Annotated in this window: 19 protein-coding genes; 9 read left to right on the top strand and 10 right to left on the bottom strand. The window is 71.9% G+C overall.

What is annotated here, in order from left to right; translation table 11 throughout:
• Together ACZ49J_RS24705 and ACZ49J_RS24710 are read right to left on the bottom strand one after the other, a co-directional pair.
• Positions 1-533, bottom strand: a 533-nt coding sequence (locus ACZ49J_RS24705; RefSeq protein WP_467451828.1) for a maltotransferase domain-containing protein, incomplete at its 3' end; no start/stop codon positions are given.
• A 60-nt stretch (positions 534-593) separates the two neighbouring features.
• Entirely contained in the window at positions 594-905 is a 312-nt protein-coding gene (locus ACZ49J_RS24710) for a DUF5133 domain-containing protein (RefSeq protein ID WP_467451841.1), read from the bottom strand.
• A 298-nt stretch (positions 906-1,203) separates the two neighbouring features.
• On the opposite strand from ACZ49J_RS24710, the gene ACZ49J_RS24715 reads away from it, so the two are divergent.
• Together ACZ49J_RS24715 and glgX are read left to right on the top strand one after the other, a co-directional pair.
• Positions 1,204-1,776: a pep a2 gene (locus ACZ49J_RS24715; protein ID WP_467451827.1), complete on the top strand. Its 573-nt coding sequence runs from the start codon at positions 1,204-1,206 to the stop codon at positions 1,774-1,776.
• Positions 1,773-3,941 carry a glycogen debranching protein GlgX gene (gene glgX, locus ACZ49J_RS24720; RefSeq protein ID WP_467451826.1) on the top strand — a complete coding sequence of 723 codons (2,169 nt, stop codon included), beginning with the start codon at positions 1,773-1,775 and terminating at the stop codon, positions 3,939-3,941. The genes ACZ49J_RS24715 and glgX overlap by 4 nt, the downstream gene beginning before the upstream one ends.
• Before the next feature lie 4 nt (positions 3,942-3,945).
• Here glgX and ACZ49J_RS24725 read toward each other — a convergent pair whose 3' ends face one another.
• The 8 genes from ACZ49J_RS24725 to ACZ49J_RS24760 form a co-directional block, all read right to left on the bottom strand.
• On the bottom strand, positions 3,946-4,773 hold the full coding sequence (locus tag ACZ49J_RS24725) for a VOC family protein (RefSeq protein ID WP_467451825.1): 828 nt from the start codon (positions 4,771-4,773) through the stop codon (positions 3,946-3,948).
• Positions 4,774-4,920: 147 nt separating this feature from the next.
• Entirely contained in the window at positions 4,921-5,880 is a 960-nt protein-coding gene (locus ACZ49J_RS24730; RefSeq protein ID WP_467451824.1) for an LLM class F420-dependent oxidoreductase, read from the bottom strand.
• Positions 5,881-6,074: 194 nt separating this feature from the next.
• Entirely contained in the window at positions 6,075-7,334 is a 1,260-nt protein-coding gene (locus ACZ49J_RS24735; RefSeq protein WP_467451823.1) for an MFS transporter, read from the bottom strand.
• On the bottom strand, positions 7,325-7,840 hold the full coding sequence (locus tag ACZ49J_RS24740; protein ID WP_467451822.1) for a MarR family winged helix-turn-helix transcriptional regulator: 516 nt from the start codon (positions 7,838-7,840) through the stop codon (positions 7,325-7,327). Before ACZ49J_RS24740 ends, ACZ49J_RS24735 begins: the two co-directional genes overlap by 10 nt.
• 33 nt (positions 7,841-7,873) lie before the next feature.
• Positions 7,874-8,404 carry a DUF2269 family protein gene (locus ACZ49J_RS24745; protein ID WP_467451821.1) on the bottom strand — a complete coding sequence of 177 codons (531 nt, stop codon included), beginning with the start codon at positions 8,402-8,404 and terminating at the stop codon, positions 7,874-7,876.
• A 278-nt stretch (positions 8,405-8,682) separates the two neighbouring features.
• Entirely contained in the window at positions 8,683-9,666 is a 984-nt protein-coding gene (locus tag ACZ49J_RS24750) for an aldo/keto reductase (protein WP_467451820.1), read from the bottom strand.
• A 75-nt stretch (positions 9,667-9,741) separates the two neighbouring features.
• Positions 9,742-10,602 carry a fructosamine kinase family protein gene (locus tag ACZ49J_RS24755; protein WP_467451819.1) on the bottom strand — a complete coding sequence of 287 codons (861 nt, stop codon included), beginning with the start codon at positions 10,600-10,602 and terminating at the stop codon, positions 9,742-9,744.
• 41 nt (positions 10,603-10,643) lie between these two features.
• Positions 10,644-11,174 carry a GNAT family N-acetyltransferase gene (locus ACZ49J_RS24760; RefSeq protein WP_467451818.1) on the bottom strand — a complete coding sequence of 177 codons (531 nt, stop codon included), beginning with the start codon at positions 11,172-11,174 and terminating at the stop codon, positions 10,644-10,646.
• A gap of 204 nt (positions 11,175-11,378) precedes the next feature.
• On the opposite strand from ACZ49J_RS24760, the gene ACZ49J_RS24765 reads away from it, so the two are divergent.
• The 7 genes from ACZ49J_RS24765 to ACZ49J_RS24795 all read left to right on the top strand — a co-directional run bounded on the left by ACZ49J_RS24765 (position 11,379) and on the right by ACZ49J_RS24795 (position 18,070).
• On the top strand, positions 11,379-11,930 hold the full coding sequence (locus tag ACZ49J_RS24765; protein ID WP_467451817.1) for an RNA polymerase sigma factor: 552 nt from the start codon (positions 11,379-11,381) through the stop codon (positions 11,928-11,930).
• On the top strand, positions 11,927-12,757 hold the full coding sequence (locus ACZ49J_RS24770) for a zf-HC2 domain-containing protein (RefSeq protein ID WP_467451816.1): 831 nt from the start codon (positions 11,927-11,929) through the stop codon (positions 12,755-12,757). The genes ACZ49J_RS24765 and ACZ49J_RS24770 overlap by 4 nt, the downstream gene beginning before the upstream one ends.
• A 100-nt stretch (positions 12,758-12,857) precedes the next feature.
• A complete protein-coding gene (locus ACZ49J_RS24775; protein WP_467451815.1) occupies positions 12,858-13,667 on the top strand; it encodes an ABC transporter ATP-binding protein in 810 nt (269 codons plus the stop codon).
• The gene (locus ACZ49J_RS24780) at positions 13,664-14,995 is read left to right on the top strand and encodes a hypothetical protein (protein ID WP_467451814.1); all 1,332 of its coding nucleotides are present in this window, start codon (positions 13,664-13,666) and stop codon (positions 14,993-14,995) included. The genes ACZ49J_RS24775 and ACZ49J_RS24780 overlap by 4 nt, the downstream gene beginning before the upstream one ends.
• Positions 14,992-15,600 carry a hypothetical protein gene (locus ACZ49J_RS24785; RefSeq protein ID WP_467451813.1) on the top strand — a complete coding sequence of 203 codons (609 nt, stop codon included), beginning with the start codon at positions 14,992-14,994 and terminating at the stop codon, positions 15,598-15,600. The genes ACZ49J_RS24780 and ACZ49J_RS24785 overlap by 4 nt, the downstream gene beginning before the upstream one ends.
• A gap of 162 nt (positions 15,601-15,762) precedes the next feature.
• Positions 15,763-16,194, top strand: coding sequence for a hypothetical protein (locus tag ACZ49J_RS24790; RefSeq protein WP_467451812.1), 432 nt, complete (start codon positions 15,763-15,765; stop codon positions 16,192-16,194).
• A gap of 121 nt (positions 16,195-16,315) precedes the next feature.
• Positions 16,316-18,070, top strand: coding sequence for a S8 family serine peptidase (locus tag ACZ49J_RS24795; protein ID WP_467451811.1), 1,755 nt, complete (start codon positions 16,316-16,318; stop codon positions 18,068-18,070).
• Positions 18,071-18,218: the final 148 nt, after the last annotated feature.

Below are 18,218 nucleotides of genomic sequence, written 5' to 3' on the forward strand. Positions count from 1 at the left end.
GGATGGCGGGCCAGGACCTCGTCGACCTCGGGGGTGAGCGCGGCCGCGAGACGGGAGGCGGCCGGACGCGACTCGTCCCGCAGGGCGTCCACGGCGGTCAGGACCACGGCACGTGGTGCGCCCTTGGGCACTCCCGCGGCGGCCCGCTCGTACAGCTCGGCGCCTTCCTGGAGCACGAGGCCGGTGTCGAGGCCCGCCGGGATCTTGATCCCGGCGTGGTGCCGCCAGGTGGCCACAGGGTCGCCCCAGGCCTCCACCCGGTACGTCCACAGCCCCGGCTCACCCGGTGTGACGTCGGCGCCCCAGCGGTCGGTGCCGGGCGCCAGCTCGCGCATCGGCGTCCACGGGCCCGTACGGCCGTCGGGGTCCTTGAGGACGACGTTGGCGGCCACCGCGTCATGACCCTCCCGGAAAACCGTCGCCGAGACCTGGAAGGTCTCACCCGCGACGGCCTTGGCCGGGCGTCTGCCGCACTCGACGGACGGCAGGACATCCCGGACCGGGATGCGGCCGATGGCTGGCGTCGACCTCATGTGTTCCACCTCCGCCGTGCTCGGTGCCGGGCCCATCCGATGACCGTGCCCGACGGTTTCCTACCTCCCTGACGTGCTGCCTCCTGGTGGCCGGTAGCGGCGGACGGCCGGAGGGCCGCGTCTGCCCACGTGGCGCTGCTGGGACTGGCCGTTCTCCCGCAGATAGGTGACCAGGTTCGACCGCAGGTAGCGCTCGGCGGCCTCCACGGCCTCCCGGGCGCAGCGCTTCCCCATCAGGACGCACAAGGTGTAGCCCGAGTCCTCGAAATTCCCCCTCGCCGTGCGGTCGGTCGGGGCCGCGAGCATCACGCGTTCCCACGCCCGGTACCGCTCCAGATGCCGGGCGACCTCGGCTTTGGCGGGCAGCAGCATGGCGCTGGTCACCTTTCCACGCTCTCGACGGGGGGCACGGTCTCCCGGACGAGCCGCAACCGTGCACTCAGGCGCCGGCCGCTGTCGGAGGCCGAGACCTTCACTCATGGTGCACGGATCGCGACCCAGCGTCTTGTTGGAACTTCAACCACCTCGTGGGTCTCTCATGTTGCACGAATGGCGTAGCACTCCCACTCTGGAGTGACTCAGAAGCGATCAGTGCTCACGCCTCGTGTTCAGGGCTCCGTCCGTGACGACGAAGACGAGCGAGAGCTTCGCAGGTGAGGAGCCAACGACGATGAAGACCGCGGTGCCCTGCTACTACCACCTCGACGTGGAGGTGAGCCCGGAACGGGTCGGACAGGTGAGGCGCATCCTGGCCGCCCACCTCCGGTACTGGGATCTGGACACGCTCGTCGAGCCCGTCTGCCAGGGCGCGGAGCTGCTGCTGCGCGCCATCGACGAGCACGCCAGGGACAAGAGGACGTCGATCGAGATGTGGTGGAACCGCCACCATGTCATCACGGCCTTCGGCCAGAACGACCGGCACCTGAGGCCCGACCAGGATCTGCGGTCGTGCCTGGTGAGCATCGCCGCGCTGAGCGACGGCTGGGGCTGCTGTCCCACGGCCACCGGCAGCACGCTCATCTGGTTCTCCCAACGTGCCCGCGCAGGCGAGCGCGCGCCCCTCGTCCCGACGGCACCCGTCCCGACGGAACGGGAGGCCCTCCAGGCGCCCCGCGACATGCCGGTCCCCGTGCTGGCCGGCCCGGAGGACATGACGTCCGACGAGCGGGAGGGCGAGGCGCCGGTTCTCGCCCTCGCCGGCTTCGAGGGCACCATGCCGGACGAGCCGGACGAGGCGCCGTGACCGCCCGGTCGCGCCGGAAACGGGTGCCCGCGTGGAGCGGGCACCCGTACCCACTGGGCGCCGCCTTCGACGGCGCGGGCACCAACTTCGCCCTGTTCAGCGAGGTCGCCGAAGGTGTCGACCTCGTCCTCGTCGACGACGACGGCACCTCCCGTTCGGTGCCGGTCACCGAGGCCGACGGATTCGTGTGGCACTGCTACCTGCCCGGTGTCGGGCCCGGGCAGCGCTACGGCTACCGGGTGCACGGCCCCTGGCGCCCGCCCGCGGGCCACCGCTGCAATCCGGCGAAACTGCTCCTCGACCCGTACGCCACGGCGGTGGACGGAACTGTCGACGACCACCCCTCGCTCTACGAGCGGGCCCCGGCCGGACCCGCCCCCGGCGACAGCGCCGGGCACACCATGCTGGGCGTGGTGACCGACCCGGCCTTCGACTGGGGCGACGACCGGCCTCCCCGGCGGAGCTACGCCGAAACGGTGATCTACGAGACGCACGTCCGCGGTCTGACCCGCACCCACCCGGAGGTCCCCCCGGAGCTGCGGGGGACCTACGCGGGCCTCACGCACCCGGCGATCCTCGACCACCTGACCTCGCTCGGCGTGACCGCGATCGAACTGATGCCGGTGCACCAGTACGTCCAGGACGGCGTTCTGCGGGGACGCGGTCTGTCGAACTACTGGGGCTACAACACCATCGGCTTCTTCGCCCCGCACAACGGCTACGCGGCCCACGGCACCCGCGGCGAACAGGTCACCGAGTTCAAGTCCATGATCAGGGCCCTGCACGCGGCCGGGCTCGAGGTGATCCTCGACGTTGTCTACAACCACACCGCCGAGGGCAACGAACAAGGGCCCACCCTGTCCTTCCGCGGCATCGACAACGCCTCCTACTACCGTCTGGTCGACGGCGACTGGGCCCACTACTACGACACCACCGGCACCGGCAACAGCCTCCTGATGCGCCACCCGTACGTCCTTCAGCTGATCATGGACTCGCTGCGGTACTGGGTCACCGAGATGCACGTCGACGGCTTCCGTTTCGACCTCGCGGCCACGCTGGCCCGGCAGTTCCACGAGGTGGACCGGCTGTCGGCGTTCTTCGACCTGATCCAGCAGGACCCGGTGATCAGCAGGGTCAAGCTCATCGCCGAACCGTGGGACGTCGGCGAGGGCGGCTACCAGGTCGGCAACTTCCCGCCGCTGTGGTCGGAGTGGAACGGCAAGTACCGTGACGCCGTACGGGACTTCTGGCGCGGCGAGGAGCACACTCTCGGTGAGTTCGCCCTCCGGCTGACCGGCTCCTCCGACCTGTACGAGCACAGCCGGCGCCGCCCGCGCGCCAGCGTCAACTTCGTGACGGCACATGACGGGTTCACCCTGCGTGACCTCGTCTCGTACAACGACAAGCACAACGAGGCCAACGGCGAGCACAACGAGGACGGAGAGAGCGCCAACCGTTCCTGGAACTGCGGAGCCGAGGGCCCCACGACCAACGTCCGCGTTCTCGCCCTGCGCGCCCGTCAGCAGCGCAACTTCCTCGCCACCCTGTTCCTCTCCCAGGGCATCCCGATGCTCTCCCACGGCGACGAACTGGGCCGCACCCAGCGCGGCAACAACAACGCCTACTGCCAGGACAACGAGGTCTCCTGGATCGACTGGCGGCTGACCGGGGAACAGCGCGAGCTGATCGACTTCACCCGGGGCCTCATCGCCCTGCGCGCCGCCCACCCCGTCCTGCGCCGCCGCCGCTTCTTCCGCGGCGACACCGTCACCCACGCGGGCCAGCCGCTGCCCGATCTGATGTGGCTGCGGCCGGACGCCCGCGAGATGACGGACGAGGACTGGCGGCGCTCCGACGCGCACTCCGTCACGGTCTTCCTGAACGGCGACGCCATCGCGGAACGCGACCCGTACGGCCGGCGTGTGGTGGACGACTCGTTCCTGCTCCTGCTGAACGGCTACTGGGAACCCGTGACCTTCCGCCTGCCCGACGTCACGTACGGCGAGCGCTGGACCACCCGTGTCGACACCGCCGCCCCGCAGGGCACCCCGGACGAGGCGGAGTACAAGGCGGACGCGGAGATCGTCGTCGAGGCCCGCAGCCTTGTGCTGCTGTCGCGGCCCTCCAGGGCCGTACGGAGCGGCGGTGACGATCCACTGACCTGACGCGTCAGTGGTCCGGCTCCGGCCGCCAGGTCACATCCGGCCGCCAGGTCACCGTGAACTGGGCGCCGTCCGGGTCACGCAGGACGGCCTCGTCCTCGCTCTGCCGCAGCACGGTGCCGCCGTGCTCCTCCACCGTCTTCGCGGTGGCGGCCACATCGGAGACCGCGAAGTGGACCTGCCAGTGGGGCCGGATCGTGGGGTCGGGCGCCGCCTCCAGCGCCCCGGAGCTGATCCGGGCCACGACCTTGCCCCGGCTGCGCAGCACGACCTCGTTGCCCTCGTAGTGGACCTCGCAGCAGCCCGGACGTTCCGTGGCCCATTCCAGGACCTCTCCGTAGAAGATCGCCGCATCGAAGGCGTCCCGTGTGTGCAGCCTGATGAAGGCCGGAGCGACCCGGAGCCAGGCGTCCCACTCGGCGATGAGCTCGCCCTCCCAGATCCCGAAGGTCGCCCCGTCGCGGTCGGCCACCAGAGCCGCCCGGCCCGGCGGAAAGGAGAGCGGCCCGACGGCCACCGTGCCCCCGCGCTCCCGGGCCCGGGACACGGCCTCGTCGGCGCTGGGCACTGCGAAGTACGGCGTCCAGGCGACGGCCACCTGCCACATCGTCGCCACCCCGGCGATCCCCGCGACCGGCGCCCCGTCCTGCAGCGCGATGCGGAAACGGTCCCCCAGCTTCGCCGACCGCCACTCCCACCCCAGCACCGCGTGGTAGAAGTCCTCCGTGGCCCGCATGTCGCGGCTGGTCAGGCTCACCCAGCAGGGGGCTCCGAAAACGGAATGGCTCGAGACGACGTTCGTCGTCCCGCTGGAACGTGTCGAGTCGTGATTCATGGCAGTAGCGTCCTGGTCTCGTCGACCGGCCCACGCCGGCAGGACACCAGTGTCCGGCCTGACGCGGGTCCGGCGCCTGTCGAGTACCCCGGGAATGCCGTCGAAACGGGCGCGGCAGGGGGGCCGGCGTCAACGGGTCCAGGCCCGTCACTCATCCGTATGGCGTCCGGCCGTACGGATGACATGAGGGTCGGTGCCGGCACCGACAGGGAGCAGATCGGCGAGGCGACGCCAGGCGTCGCGGGGGAGGGAGTCGCGGGGCTGGTCGTCGACGACCTGGAGGGCCACATGGTCCGCTCCCGCCTGGTGGAGGGCGTCGATAGCCGCCCGGACCCGGTCCTGGTCGCCCCACGCGAACACGGCGTCGATGAGCCGGTCACTGCCGCCGCCCGTGAAGTCGTCCTCGGTGAAGCCGAGCCGCAGGAAGCTGTTGGTGTAGTTCGTCAGCCCGAGATAGAGGGAGAGGTAGTCGCGGGCGATCGCCCGGGCGCGTCCCGGATCCGTCTCCAGCACCACCTTCAACTCCGGTGCCAGCAGCGGGCCGTCTCCCAGGATCTCGCGGGCCTGAGCGGTGTGCTCGGGTGTGACCAGGTACGGGTGCGAACCGGCGGCCCGGTCGCGCGACAGTTCCAGCATCCTCGGCCCGAGCGCCGCCAGCACCCGCCGCCCGGCCGGCACACCCGCGGCGTCCAGCGCGTCCAGGTACTCCACCATGGCGGAGTAGGGGCGACGGTACTGGTCGGTCCGCTGGGCGTGACTCACCCCGAGGCCGAGCAGGAAACGACCGGGATGGGCGGCCTCCAGACCGGCGAACCCCCGGGCGGAGTCGGCCGCCCCGTACTGCCAGATGCTCTGGATACCCGTGGCCACCGTCACCCGCTCGGTCGCCTCCACGAGCGGCGCGGCGTGCTCCACCGCGCTGTTGCCGCCCAACCACACCGCCCCGAACCCGAGTTCCTCCAGCTCGGCCACGGCCTCCGCGCGCTCACCCCGCCGCGCCGGGTCCTCCGACCGCAGCCCGAAGCTCCAGATGCCGTACCGCCCGACGGCCTCCTTCGCCGAGCTCCCGTGGTTGACAGCGGTCACGTTCCCGATCGATTCCGACATCGGCTCCGATTCCCTCCGTACTCGATGCTGCGTGGTGCCAAGTGATCCACAAGTGCCAACGGGTGCGGGGCTCGGGATAGTCCCGAACGGTCGTCGACGTCCCAAGTACGCGACACCGGCGCCCTGGACGAGGCACAGGTGCCGCTCAACCACGGCACTGCTCGCCGTGCCGTGCCGTGAACGAGCGGCGTCGGCTATGAGCCGGCCGAGGGCGGGTGGGGAGCGGGCGAGGCCGTGGACCACCGGCGCAGCCCCGGCGTCGTGACTGCCACCAGGGCGACGGCGCCGAGGCAGAGGAGGCCGCCGCTGACGAGGGCCGCCGTTCCCGACGCGGCGTCCGCGACGAGACCGCCGCGCAGGTTGCCGAGGTCGGGGCCCGCCTGCCCGACGACCTGGTCGGCGGCGCTGACGCGCCCCAGGAGTTCTTTCGGCGTGTGTGTCTGGACGATGGTGCCGCGGGACACCACGGAGACGGTGTCGGCGGCGCCGGCCAGGACGAGGAAGGCCAACCCGGTCCACGGATCCGGCGACATGCCGAACAGCGCGAGGGCCGCGCCCCACGCGGCGGACCCACCGAGCATGACCAGGCCCGGGCGGGGGAGCCGAGTGAAGGTCCCGGAGAAGAGGGACGCGATGGTGCCGCCGACGGCCATCGCGGTGAGGAAGAGTCCGAGCGTTCGTGGACTGCCGCCGAACCGCTCCGCGTTGATCAGGGGGAACAGACTGATCGGCATGGACAGCACGGTGGTGGCCAGGTCCGTGACCAGCGCTCCGCGGATGACGGGAGTCCTGGTCAGGAAGGCCAGGCCGTCCAGGACTCCGCGGAGGCCGGGCCTGGAGGGCTCGCCTGCGGGGTCCATCCTCGGCAGACCGAAGGCACCGTACAGCGCGGTGCCGAAGGTGGCCGCGTCGATCACGTAGCAGGTGCCGACTCCCAGGGCGCCGACGATCAGCCCGCCCAGTGCGGGTCCCGTCAGCATGGCCCCCTGGAAGGAGATCCGCCGCAGCGCCAGCCCGGCAGCCAGTTGGTGTCCGGGCAGAAGGTGGGGGATGAAGGTGTGGGACGCCGGGCCGCCGCCGGCGGTGAAACAGGACTGCGCCGCCACCAGTACCAGCACACCACCGGCCGGCAGGCCTCCGAGGAAGCCCTGGAGCGCGAGCAGGACTGAGCAGACGGCTTGTCCGCAGGTCGTGAGGAGGTAGAACTTCCGCCGGTCGACGCGGTCGACGAGCGATCCGGCGAAGAGACCGAGCGTGACGAGCGGGATCGCCTGTGCCAGGCCGACCGCGCCGGTCCACGTGGTGCTCCCGGTCGTCTGCCAGACCTGGAACATCACGGCGACGGCCGTCATCTGGCTGCCGAGACCGGAGAGGGTCTGCCCGATCCACAGTCGCCGGAACGGCGGCGACGACCGCAGCGGGGTCACGTCGAGCAGTACGTGTCTCAGCGCCACTCGGGGTCCTCAGCCAGTTTCTGGGCGATCCGGTCGTGAAAGCTCCTGCGCTTCAGGGCCTGCTCGATGTCGGCGACGACCCGGCTGAGCGGGTAGGGGATCTCCGCCTCGATCTCGGCGAGGGCGGCCTCGGTCGCTCGCCATTCCGCCGCCAGCCGGCCGACGACACCGCGAGCTCTGTTCGTGAGCGTCACCTTCTTGCTGCGCGCGTCCTCGCCGACGACGGTCTCGACCCAGCCGGCCGCGCGCATGGCGGCCACCTTCTGGCTGAGCGCCGAGTGTGTCCTGCCGACCGACTCCGCCAGTTCGCTGATGGACATTGGCCCACGGGCGTGGAGGCGAAGCAGCTCCATCACGAAGCTCGGCTTGAGTCCTTCGATCCGTCCCTCGGAGTAGATCCGGGCGATGTCCGCGTCCATCGACGCCTGGAGCCGGCGCAGAGGCCGCCAGAGGCTGTCGTGGGTGGGGTCGTCGGGTACGGGGGATACGGGGCCGGGTTCGGTCATGGACGAATCGTAACAGCACTTATATAAGCACTGTTACGACCTGTTCGTCGCCGACGCCACCGGCCCGCGGGCGGACGCGCGCAGCCTGCGGCCCCGCCGTGTCGGCCCCCAGGGCTTGAGGACCGAGAGCACGGTCATGAACACGTACGCGGACAGCGACACGATGGGCCCGAACAGGACGTCGCCCGCGTCGGGGAGCGGCCGGCCCGCGGCGACGGCGGCGACCGCGGAGTTCACCCCGGGGCGCAGCGCGAGGGCCGTGGCGGTCGTCGTGGCCAGGGTCAGCCAGAACTTCGTGCAGACCCACCGGTACCTGGCCAGACCCCATGGCGTGCCGAGGGACAGCGCCAGCCCGCTGAGGAGTGTCAGGAACGCGACGGGGAGCAGGAGCCAGTCGGCGAAGAGCTTCATGGCCCGGACGGAGGCCTCCACGGTCGCCGCGGACCCGGTGGTGGCCGCGGCGACCCCGAGCGCGAGCAGCCCGAGCGTGAGCCCGAGCCAGCCCGCTGAGGCGACCACATGGACGACGAGGAGAACCCGGCGTGCGGGTCGGGTGAGTTTCACCCGGCTCACGGTGCCGGGCGGGAGCGGCGAGCGCGTCCGACGGCGGGAGTAACCGCGCGTACCGGCCTCGGCGTACAGGACGAGACGTCATCTCGTCGCTGGGGCGGTGGCGCGCGCGACCACGAGGCCATGGCGGGCGTCGTCGCCCGCCCGGGGGAAGCGGCGCAAGCGCGCACCTTTCCCACGGGCGGACGGAGACAGCCCGCACGGCCCACCAAGCGGCAGCCTGACGGCCTGCGGGCGGCGGCCGCGGTTTTCGCCGACGGGGCCCTGGCGGCCTACCAGCGGCCTTCCACCTGATCCTTGATCCTGCGGTCGTACAGGTCCTGGATCGCGGTGAGCGTCTCCTCGGGCAGCGGCGCCCCCTTCGCGGCGGCCGCGTTGGCCCGGGCCTGCTCGGGCGAGCGGGCCCCGGGGATGACGGTGCTGACACCCGGCTGCTGGATGATCCAGCGGAGCGCCAACTGGGCCGGGGTGTACCCGTCCGGGGCGAGGGCGGCGAACTCGGCCGCCGCTTCCACGCCCGTCTCGAAGTCGACACCGGAGAACGTCTCACCCTGGTCGAAGGCCTCGCCGTGCCGGTTGTACGTGCGGTGGTCGTTGGCCGCGAAGACCGTGTCCTTGGTGTACTTGCCCGACAGCAGCCCCGAGGCGAGCGGCACCCGGGCGATGATGCCCACGCCCGCCTTCTCGGCCGCCGGGAGCACCTCCCGCAGCGGCTTCATGCGGAACGGGTTGAAGATGATCTGCACGCTCGCCACGTTGGGCCGCGTGATCGCCGTGAGCGCCTCGGCGCAGGTCTCCACACTGACGCCGTACGCGGCGATGCGCCCCTCGTCGACGAGCGTGTCGAGGGCGTCGAACACCTCGTCCGACGAGTAGACGGGCGTCGGAGGGCAGTGCAGCTGCACCAGGTCGAGGCAGTCGACACCGAGGTTGCGCCGGGAACGGTCGTTCCAGGCGCGGAAGTTGTCCAGGACGTAGTTCTGGGGGATCTGCTCCACACGACGGCCCATCTTCGTCGCGACCAGCACGTGCAGATCGGGCCGGCCGCGCAGGAAGGCGGCGATGGTCTGCTCGCTTCGCCCGTCCCCGTACACGTCGGCCGTGTCGAAGAAGGTCACCCCCGACTCGGCCGCCGCCTCCAGTACCTTCAGGGCGTCCTTGTCGTCGACGTCCCCCCAGTCGGCCCCCAACTGCCAGGTGCCCAGCCCCACGACCGACACCTGCTGACCCAACCTGCCGATTACGCGCTCATCCATGCGCTCAGTCTGTCATCCGCCGGCCAGCAACCCACGGGCACGTCATCCTCCGGTAGGTCATCCGCCGTCGCCATGTCAGCCGGTCAGGGCCGCGCGGGCCGCCGCCAGCGACTGCTCGGCGTAGCCACGCCCGAACAGCACGGTGTGGACCAGCAAGGGGAACAGCTGGTGCAGCGGGATACGGTCGGCCCAGCCGTCCGCGAGGGGCGCGGAGTGCTGGTAGCCCTCCAGGACGTGGTCGAGATGGGGACAGCCGAAGAGGTGGAGCATCGCCAGATCGGTCTCGCGGTGTCCGCCGTGCGCGGCCGGGTCGATCAGCCAGGCGTGTCCGTCGGCGCCCCACAGCAGGTTGCCGTTCCACAGGTCGCCGTGGAGCCGGGCGGGCGGCTCGGCGGGGCCCGCCAACTCCGGCAGCCGCTCGCAGACTCGCTCCACCACGGCCGCCTCGGCGGTACGTATGACGCCCTCGTCGACCGCCCGGCGCAGATAGGGCAGCACCCGGTGCTCGGCGTACCAGTGCGGCCAGTCGGGCCCCGGGGTGTTCCGCATCGGAGCGAGCCCGATGTACGCGTCGGCGGGGCCGTCGGGTGGCGCGGCACCGAACGCCGCCGCGCCGGCGGAGTGCAGGGCGGCCAGATCGCCGCCGAACCGGACCGCCGCCTGCCGGCCGGGCCGACCCCGTGGGACACGCTCGGTCACCAGCCAGTGGGCGTCGTGGCCGTACACGGCGGGGACACGGACCGTCCCGGCCTCGCCCAGCCAGCGCAGCCCCGCCGCCTCGGCCCGCACCGCCCCGGGCCCGTCCCCGCGCTTGACCATCACGATTCGGCCGCCGTCGAGGGTGACTTCGGCGAGCGCCGATGACAGCGGGCGCTCGCCCGTCGTCCGGCGTCCGGTGATCCGCTCCGCAGCCCTCCCCGGGCTCTCACTGCACACAGGCACCAGGGTAGGGCCGCGGCCGGCAGGGGCCCGCGCCGTCAGCCGAGGCGGCGGGCCAGTACCTGTCCCGGCCAGGCCCCGGACAGGAAACGCTCGGTGGGGGCGAAGCCGTTGCGCTCGTAGAACGCGACCAGTTCGCCTCCGCCGCCCGCCCAGCAGTCCACCCGCAGCAGGCCCACACCGGCCCGCCGGGTCTCCTCGGCGGCATGGGCCAGCAGCGCCGCGCCGACGCCCAGACCGGCGTGCCGTCGGTCGGAGACCAGCAGCCGGACGTACCGCTCGGGTTCGCCGGCCGGCGTGATCGGCAGCTGTGGGCTGGGTCCGGTGTCCAGCACCAGGGCTCCGACGGGTGTGCCCTCCGACTCCGCGATGTACGGGGCGTTCTCGGTCGTGTACCGCTCGACCCGTGCCACTCCGCCGGGCCTCCGTGAGAACGGTGTCGTGCCCCATTGCTCGGTGATGCCGCGATCGTTCATCCAGGCCACCGCCGCGTCGAGCATGTCCAGCATGGCGGGCGCGTCGGACGGGCCGCCTGGCCTGATCCGTATGCCGGATGGGGTGTCGTTCACGGCGGAAGCCTATGCGCCGCCGCACCCGGCGCCGTTCGGACACGAAACCCACGGCGCGCGACAGGGCGGAAGCGGTGCGGACAGCCGGGGAGAGGGGCTGGCTCCAGCCGTCCCGGCATCCTTGTGAGGGGCATCACAGCCCATGAGTGAACCCGCGGGGGTGTTCGGAACGACCGGCCTGATGTGTGGAGAAGAGTGACCGCCATGAGGCGGTTGGACGAGGAAGGCCTGCTGCGCAGGGTGGCCAAGGGCGACCGCGCGGCGTTCGAGGAGTTCTACCGCCGTACCTCGCCGTGGCTCGCGGTGCGGCTGCGCCGCCGTTGCGCCGACGAGCAGATGGTGGGGGAAGTGCTGCAGGAGACCTACCTCGCGGTGTGGAGAGCGGCGGGCTCGTTCGCCGGCAGCGCGGCCGGCGGCAGCGCGGCGGGCTGGCTGTGGACGGTGGCCGCCCGGCGGCTCGTCGACGCCTTCCGGTCCGAGGGACGGCACCGGACCAGCGTCCGCGTCGCGGCGGTCGTCGACACGGCCGACGCGGACACCCCCAGCGCCGAGGAGACGCTGCTGGAGACGATGCTGTCGGGCGACGTGGGCGACGCCCTCGCCACGCTCGCACCCGAACTGCGGCAGGTCCTGCAGGCGTTGGTCCTGGACGGGCTGAGCGTCCGGGAGACCTCGACGCTGCTCGGCATACCAGAAGGAACAGTCAAGACGCGGGCGCGGCGCGCGAGGCTGGCCATGCGGAAGGCGATGTCATGAGCGGTACCACGGGACCCCACGCGGGGCGCGACCTGATCACCGCCTATGTAGCGGGGGACACCACGCTGCCCGCGGACGCGGAGTGGGCGCTGGAAGCGCACCTGGAGGCCTGCCCCGAGTGCAGGCGACGCGTGGCCGAGGCGGTGTCGGCGCACGCGCCCGCGGTGAACACGCTGCTGGACGACGTGTGGGCCGAGGTCGACGCGACGGCACTCGGCCGGCCCGCACCCGTGCGGTCCCGGCTGCTGCGCGGGGCGCGCCGCTGGGCGCCGCCCTCGCAGCAACCGTGGCTGCTGATGAGCGTGCTGATGGTTCTCTCCGCGCTCGGCATCGACATGCTCTCCCGGGGGACGACCGTGCCGTCGCTGGTGCTGCTGTTCTCCCCGGTGGTCCCTCTGCTCGGTGTTGCGGCCGCCTGGACCCGGCGGCTGGACCCGATGGGCGAATTGACGGTCACCACACCGCGTGCGGGGCTGCGCCTCGTGCTGCGGCGCACGGCGGTGGTGCTCGGCGTGGTGATCCCGGTCCTGGCCGTGGCAGGGGGCGTCGTCGGAGTGTCGCCGGGCCTGTGCCTGCTGCCGTGCCTCGCCTTCACGCTGGGCACACTCGCGCTCGGCACGGTGACCGGCGTACGGCGCGCGGCCGCGCTGCTGGGGACGGCATGGGTCCTCGGGGCGATCATGCCCAGTCTGTTCACTGCGCGGCTGTCCGTGCTGCTTGCCCCCCAGAGCCTGCCCGCCTGGGGCCTGGCCGTCATGTTGTCCGCCCTCGCGGTCACGGTACGGGCCCGCGCCTTCACCGTGCTGCCCGGCAGAGAACTGCCCTGACACACAAGCGACTTCCGACCAGCGACTTCTCACCAGTGGCTTCCCGCCAACGGGCGAAGTCACGAGCGACTTTCCAGCAACCAACCAACAGGAGCAACGCATGGTACGCACGGTGGCCTCCGCCGATCTGGCGCCGACCACGTACGCCTGGCACATACACGCCCAGGACCTCCGCGTGCGGGCCGGACGCCGCACAGCCGTCGACGGCCTGGACCTTCGGCTCGGCCGAGGCGTGCACGGACTGCTCGGCCCCAACGGCGCCGGCAAGACGACACTGATCCGCTCCCTGGCGACCGTGCTGCAACCGGCGGGAGGCGAACTGGAGTTGCTGGGCCGGCGGATCGGAGCCCGGACCGACCTGCGTGCCCTGCGCAGGAGGATCGGGTACCTGCCGCAGGACTTCGGCTACTACCCGCGGTTCACCCTGCGCGAGTTCGTGGAGTACATGGCCTGGCTGAAGAAGATGGACGCGACGCAGGTTCCCGGAGCGGTGCAGCGCGCGATCGAGCGGGTCGGACTCGCCGCTCGCGCCGACGACCGGCTGAAGACGCTGTCCGGGGGCATGCTGCGCCGCGCGGGCATCGCCCAGGCGATCGTGAACGATCCGGACCTGCTTCTGCTCGACGAGCCCACTGTGGGCCTTGACCCGGCACAGCGTCTGGAGTTCCGCACTCTCCTGCGTGATCTCGGCGAGCAGGCGTGCGTGCTGGTGTCCACCCACCTGGTCGAGGACGTCGCCGCGTCCTGCTCCAACGTGGTGCTCGTCGACCAGGGCCAACTGGTCTTCGAGGGAACACCGGAGGAGATCGCCGCCCTCGGCGACGCGCGGGACGTCGGGGACAGCCCGATCGAGCGCGGCTACACCGCCCTCCTCGCTCGCCCACGCGCACGGCGGGAGGCGGGCCGATGAGCATCCGGATCCTGGGCACCGAACTGCGCCGCTCCTCCGCGGTGGTCATCGGCACGCTGATCGCCGCACTCGGCGTCGCCGGACTGTGGTCACTCGTCATGTCGCAGCAGGGGGAGCTGTGGGACACGCAGTGGACGATGCTGGCCGCCTTCCAGCGGATCATGCTGGTCCTGCTCTGGCCGCTCGCCCTCGGTGGAGGCGCCTGGCAGGCCCGGCGTGACCGCCGCTCGGGCATGGAGGAACTGCTCGGCACCACCCCGCTGCCGGCCTGGCGGCGTACGCTGCCCATCGCCGTCGCACTGGCGCTCTGCCTGATCCTCGCCTACCTGGTGACGCTCGCCGCGGGCGCCGCCCGGGTCGCCGGCAGGACCGACTACCTCCCCGGCGAATGGCTGCCCATCACGGCCGTGGGGGTGCTGGCCCTCGTCGCCGCCGGATGGCTGGGCATGGGCGTCGGCCGGCTGATGCCGTCGGCCTACACCCCTCCCGTCCTGGTGGTGGCGGGCTTCCTGCTGCTGCTCCTTCCGGTCCAGCTGTCCAAGTCGTCGGAGCCCGGCCCCGCTTCGCTGCTGGCGCCCAACCTCACCGAGAACTTCGACGAGTTCACCACGATCGCCGCCTCGGTGAGCCTGGCACAGTCGCTCTGGTTCACGGGTCTCGCCGGCAGTGGGCTGTTGCTGTTCATGGTCGCGCGGCGTCGCACGGCGGTCGTCGCGCCCCTGCCCGCGGTGCTCGGCCTCGTACTGGCGATGCCGCCGCTGGGAGCCGCGCCGGCCGCGGGCCTGCAGCGCGACGAAGGGGCGACCGCCGAGGTCTGTACGCACGACGGTGGCCCCACGGTGTGCGTGACCAAGGCGCACGAGCGGGGCCTGCCCGAGCTCGTCGGACCGGCCCGCCGCGCACTGGAGCTGATGGGGAAACTGCCCGACGCGCCCACCTCGGTGCACGAGGTGACCGGCGACCGCCCCGGCCCCCAGCCGGCCCGCGAGGTGTGGCTGCACGCCGACACCTACGTGTCCGGTCGTGGTTGGGCCGCCGACGGTGAGGACGCGCTGGTCGCCCAGATCCTGGCCGGAGCGGGCACCCGCCCGTGCGAGCCCGTGGCCTACGGTGCGCGCGCTGTCGTGAGCGCGTGGCTGTACGGCCGGTACCCGGCGCCGGGCCTGCCCCCTGTGCTGGGCGAGGAGGCAGGCAAACGGGACGCTGCGTGGCGGAAGTTGAGAGCGCTGCCCGCCCAGGAGCAGGTGCGCCGGATCGCCACCGTACGCGACGCCGAACGCAGGTGCCGGGGCAACCTCGATGAGGTGCTGGCCGAGGGGGCCTCATGACGCGGCTTCTCACGCTGTACCTGCGTTCGCGTCAGGTTCCCGTCGCACTGGGCGTGGCGGCGGCCGGGGTCGGCGGGGTGGCCCTGCTCGGCAACGCCCCCGAACGACCGCTGCAGACGCACATCTTCGCCGTGCTCTCCCTGGGCCTCGGTCTGGGTGTGCTCGGCAACGGCCTCGGCGGTGCCGCCGCCGCACTGGAACGTACGGCGGCGATCCGCTGGGCCGGATGGCGCACCGCGCACCTCGGGGCGGTCGCCGTCGCGGTGTTCGTCGTGGCGGCCGCCACGAGCGACGCGTCGACGGGCGTCATCCTGCGCGCCACGGCCGGACTCGTCGGACTGACCGCGCTGGCGGCGACACTGCTGGGCCACCAGCTCGCCTGGACCCTGCCGACCGCCGGGGCGGGAGCCGCCGCGGTCCTGCCACCCCTCACGGAACCGGAGATCCTCAGCGTCCTCACCTGGCCGATGCAGCCATCGGACAGCACGACAGCGACCGTGGTCGCGGCCGCACTGGCCGTCGGCGGGCTGGTCGCGTACGCCGTCCGAGGCAGCCGTCCGGATTCCGCGGAGCGCCCTGCGCCGTCGCGGTCACCGCGTTCCTAGTCGGCCTCCAGTCGGGGCACTCGTCCCCCGAGAGGCGACCTCGGATTGCGGCCCGGTCGGAGCCGTCTTAGCTTCAGACACGTCGTGCTGTACGACAAAGCCGATATATCCGTTATCGGCTTTCCGCCTTGATGGCATCGAAATGGAGCATTCATGTCGGTGATGACCGGTACCCAACCCATGCAGCAGGCCGGTGGCCCGCAGCAGATCGCCCAGCTGGTTCAGCAGACCATCCAGCAGGCGTGCCAGCAGACGGCCCAGCAGGTCGCTCAGCAGGTGCAGCAGACGTTCCAGCAGATCCAGCAGGTTCAGCAGCAGCTCCAGCAGCAGGGCATCGCCCACCAGGCGCACCCCTACCTGGCGCTCGCGCTGCACCGCTCGCTGCACGCCGGCATCCGCCACGCGGTGGAGCAGTCCGTACAGCAGGCGCTGCCCACCGCCATCGTGAACCTGCTCCAGCAGAGCCAGCAGGGGCAGCAGGGCCAGCAGTGGGGCGGTGGTTTCGGCCAGCAGTACCAGCAGCAGCCGTACGGCCAGTACCAGCAGCCCGGCTTCGGCTTCGGCCAGATGAGCCAGCCGTTCGGTATCGGCTGACCTGAGGGCGGCGCGATGCGGTGTGCCCGGAGCGGTTACCGGGCACACCGCATCAGTTTGTGAGCGTGAGCCGCCCCGTCGCCCGATCAGAAGGTCAGTTTCGCGCAGGTACGACGTAGGCGTGGTGAAGGTGGACGTGATGGTCAAGGAAAGGCCCGGAAACAGCCGTGCGAGCGGGTCCGAGGGTGGCGGCGAGGGTGGGCCCGAACCCGAGGGCAAGAAAGCCGAACCAATCAAGAAGGGCGCGCGGTCCCCGGTCTCGGTGCAACCGCGCCGGGAGCGGTACATGGTGACACCGCTGCCCCAGCATCTGCTCCCACCAGGAGTGTCCGAGCTCAGCATGGACGCGGTGTGCGACCGGCTGGAACGGATGACCGAGGTCAAGGTGGTCCGCAGGCTCCAGCCGTCGGAGAAGCTCCGTTCAACCGGGCTGCACCCCTCCTGCCCGGAGATCGCGGTCGTGGAGGCAGCCGAGTCGCAGGTACCGGCGATGCGGTCGCTGCACGTGCACATCGAGCCGGACCTGCCGCTGACCGGCACAGGACCCGCCGCCGCGGCGGCCGCGGGGATCCTGCCGCTGCGCGATCCGGGACTCGTCCTGGCGATGGACGAACCCGTGCGGATCTCGCTGCGGGTGTGCGGACCGGAAGGCGAACCGCTCGCCGGTGCGGGGGTGTTCCTGATCGGGGCGACCTGGCCGGGGCAGGGGGTCACCGGGGACGACGGGACGGTCACCGTCACCTTGGCCACGGAGACCCCGGAGTCCATCCAGTCCCTGTACGTCCGCCCCACGGGCGGCTACCTGGACCGCTGGATCCATCGCCCGGAACTGTCGGTCACCCAGGAGAACCAGGTCACCCTCACACCGCTGGGCAAGGTGGCCCCGGGGCTGGAGGAGAGGCAGAGCTACGGCTGGGGCCAGAAGGCCATGCGGCTGGACCGGCTGCCTCCCACGTTCCGCGCCTTCGGAGTCAGGATCGCGCTCATCGGTTCGGGCGTCGCCGCGGACCACCCCGACCTCAAGGAACGGGTGCGCTCCGGAATCGCTCTCGATCCGGACAAGGAACCCGCCTGGGCCCGCGACATGGTGGGCACGGGCACACACGTGGCGGGCATCATCGCCGGAGCGGACACCGCCACGGGGCTCGTCGGCATCGCGGTGGACGCCGACCTCGAAGTGTGCCAGGTGCTGCCCGACGGTTGTTTCAGCGACCTGATCGCCGCTCTGGACCACTGCATCGAGCGCGAGACCGACATCGCCCACATCGCCGTGGCCGCCCCCTACTCGTCCGCCCTCGTCTCCCGCAAACTCGCCGACGCGAACGCCGCGGGTGTCGCCTGCGTGGCCCCCGCGGGCGACACGGGCGGGCCTGTCGCCTTCCCGGGTTCCCTGCCCACCGTGTTCGCCGTGGGCGCGCTGGGAGCCTTCGGCACCTACCCGGCCGACACGTCCCAGGCCACCCATTCCGGTTCCCAGCTCACGCCGGAAGGGCTGTTCGCCGCGCCGTTCAGCTGCTACGGCCCGGGAGTCGACGCGGCCGCGCCCGGTGTGGCGGTGCTGTCGTGTTCCTCGCAGGGCGGATACGTGGCCCTCGACGGCACGGCCGCGGCCTCGGCCCACGTCGCCGGTCTCGCCGCCCTCGTGCTCGCCCACCACGAGGACTTCCACGGCCAGTTGCTGCCCCGTGGGCCCGGCAGGGTGAACCACCTGTTCGAACTCGTCGCCGCCAGCTGCCGCAGGCTGGCCGCCCCCGGGACCGTGGAGGCGTCCCGCGTCGGACGCGGTATGCCCGACGCCCTCGTCGCCCTCGGCCTGGCCCCGGGAGTACAACTCGCCCCGGCCCTGTCCCCCTACACCCCCTCGATGGCCGGTTAGGCCGGCCCGGGCCGGGGATCACCGATGGCGCCCGTTCTGGAAGGAACGGGCGCCATCGGGCGCTCCGGGCAGGCCCGACGCCCGCTGCCGCGCGAGGCGACGCGAGACCGGGGGCGGCGCCATGCCGGGGCTGACCGGTCGGCTAGGA

This window comes from Streptomyces sp. NPDC030840, from assembly GCF_055572015.1.